Below are 2,663 nucleotides of genomic sequence, written 5' to 3' on the forward strand. Positions count from 1 at the left end.
AACAGAAACATAAACGGATTCATCACTATAAGGATTTTGGTAATCTCGCATCTTTTGGTATAAGGAAACGTTGCGATCACTTTATAGCCATAGTTTATTATTTTGGTAATCTCGCATCTTTTGGTATAAGGAAACAAGCAATAGATAATGAGTTTTACGAAATGTATTTTGGTAATCTCGCATCTTTTGGTATAAGGAAACAACAACATGTTAAAACAATTTATTAAATCAGATTTTGGTAATCTCGCATCTTTTGGTATAAGGAAACTCATCGCGATAAATCAATTCGTAAGCTCTAATTTTGGTAATCTCGCATCTTTTGGTATAAGGAAACCACTCTTTATGAAGATATAAATGATAAGAAAATTTTGGTAATCTCGCATCTTTTGGTATAAGGAAACGATTTTATAAGTCATTCTATCTGATGGAAATTTTGGTAATCTCGCATCTTTTGGTATAAGGAAACACAATTTGATTGTCACTGGTCACTCCTTCAATTTTGGTAATCTCGCATCTTTTGGTATAAGGAAACCGACACAGTCTTAGACAACTGCGCTGGTTCATTTTGGTAATCTCGCATCTTTTGGTATAAGGAAACAAGTAGTGAAGAGCAAGTTTACAGATGTAAATTTTGGTAATCTCGCATCTTTTGGTATAAGGAAACTTGAGACGTTTGTTGTGTATGATACGACTAATTTTGGTAATCTCGCATCTTTTGGTATAAGGAAACCTGATTCGCCGAATAATTCTGAATCTATTAATTTTGGTAATCTCGCATCTTTTGGTATAAGGAAACGCGAGAGCGAGGAAACTTTCATGAGACTAAATTTTGGTAATCTCGCATCTTTTGGTATAAGGAAACAAGGTTACTTATGTGCCTAACATGAATGACATTTTGGTAATCTCGCATCTTTTGGTATAAGGAAACCTTCTCTTCTACGCAAACAGATGTTAGACGATTTTGGTAATCTCGCATCTTTTGGTATAAGGAAACACAAACGAAGAATTAAAACGTTTGGAACAAATTTTGGTAATCTCGCATCTTTTGGTATAAGGAAACTATCAGAAAGCATTCCCATATAGTTGATAATTTTGGTAATCTCGCATCTTTTGGTATAAGGAAACTGCCATTTAATTTCCTCCTAATAGGTTATTATTTTGGTAATCTCGCATCTTTTGGTATAAGGAAACACTGCTTCAAAATTGCTTCAACATAGTTGTATTTTGGTAATCTCGCATCTTTTGGTATAAGGAAACGCTAAATATAGAACATTAATCAAAGCTAGAATTTTGGTAATCTCGCATCTTTTGGTATAAGGAAACAATTGTGTAAAGTATTTGTGTATTCATCACATTTTGGTAATCTCGCATCTTTTGGTATAAGGAAACAACAAGATAGCAACGTGGTCATGTTTTTATATTTTGGTAATCTCGCATCTTTTGGTATAAGGAAACATCAATGTCTTTGTGCTGCGCTGCATACTCATTTTGGTAATCTCGCATCTTTTGGTATAAGAAACTCTTGAGAATATGGATAGTCCTGAGTTTTTAACTCGCACATTGATTTAAGCTAATTTCGTTGTTAAAAGCAAAACTTCCTGATAAATTTAATCTTAATGCAGATTAAATTTTTTCTAAAAATATCTTTCTATATAGACGTTTGCTCTAAAATAAAATTTCTTATTTAATAATAAGAAGCTTTATTTTTTATTATCGTTATTCAATTTTATCAATATAACAGTTAAACCTATTATAGAAAGCAAAAGTGCACCAAACTCAAACATAAGATGTAAAGCTTCAACAATAGACAAAGTCCTCCTCCTAGAAATAACATGGATTACTTATATGTACATGTTATTTTTTACTCATTTGTTTTAAGATAATTAGTGAGAAAGAACTAAAAATCAATTATTCAATACCAAAAGGAACAAGGTTACCAAAATTCTCACTATCTATCGTTTAAATTATAACGGATAGCTAATAAATAATCTAGTAATGTACACTAATGAATGAAATTAGAATAAAGCTTTCTTCATATCATTCCTCTTAGTCAAGATAAGTTAATAATTCAAATCAGAAAAATTGTAGTCTATTTAATTAAATATTTGTTTTTCAATGTAATTAAATGCTTTAATGGATACCTATTGCTCAATCTGCATAATTTGATGGATTCACTTCTAAAAAAATCGGCACATGATTACTATATAAAATCCAATCTTTATAAGTTCCGATAGATAACATCTGTATCCATTCTTTTTTACAAAAGAAATAATCAATATGGTAAGGGCGATGAGCATGCTTATACATATAAAAAGTGGGATCATATTCTTCACTATCAGCCGTATTGGTCAATGTATGATAAACGCTAACTAATTCTATGGATAACAATTCTTTAACAACTCCTGAATGGGTTCTTTTTTTATGTTTTTCATCCCATATAACATTACTATTAAAGTCTCCGCCAATGATCGTATTGCTTGTTTTTTCTTTGTGAATCTGCAAGTAAACATAAATATCTTCAATATAGTTGTTACATCCCCATATACCCAATAGATTAAATGTATTATCTACTCTACAAGAGATAAAGTGTTCTAATCCATAAACTGGCCAGTTATTATTTTCCAATAACATTTCTTTTTGTGCAAAAATTCCTAACCCTTTAT

General features: G+C 30.7%; 2 protein-coding genes and 1 CRISPR repeat array. Both genes read right to left on the reverse strand.

Annotated features, from left to right (window positions below; all coding sequences use genetic code 11):
• The first annotated feature begins 33 nt into the window (after window positions 1-33).
• Window positions 34-1,521: direct repeats of the CRISPR family, unit length 36 nt; unit sequence ATTTTGGTAATCTCGCATCTTTTGGTATAAGGAAAC.
• A 179-nt stretch (window positions 1,522-1,700) separates the two neighbouring features.
• The gene (locus tag RT405_RS08375) at window positions 1,701-1,811 is read right to left on the reverse strand and encodes a putative holin-like toxin (RefSeq protein WP_313469068.1); all 111 of its coding nucleotides are present in this window, start codon (window positions 1,809-1,811) and stop codon (window positions 1,701-1,703) included.
• Between the two features lie 337 nt (window positions 1,812-2,148).
• On the reverse strand, window positions 2,149-2,663 hold a 515-nt coding region (locus RT405_RS08380), incomplete at its 5' end, for a hypothetical protein (protein ID WP_313469069.1).

The organism is Carnobacterium sp. (assembly GCF_032094055.1).
Classification (GTDB): Bacteria; Bacillota; Bacilli; order Lactobacillales; family Carnobacteriaceae; genus Carnobacterium_A.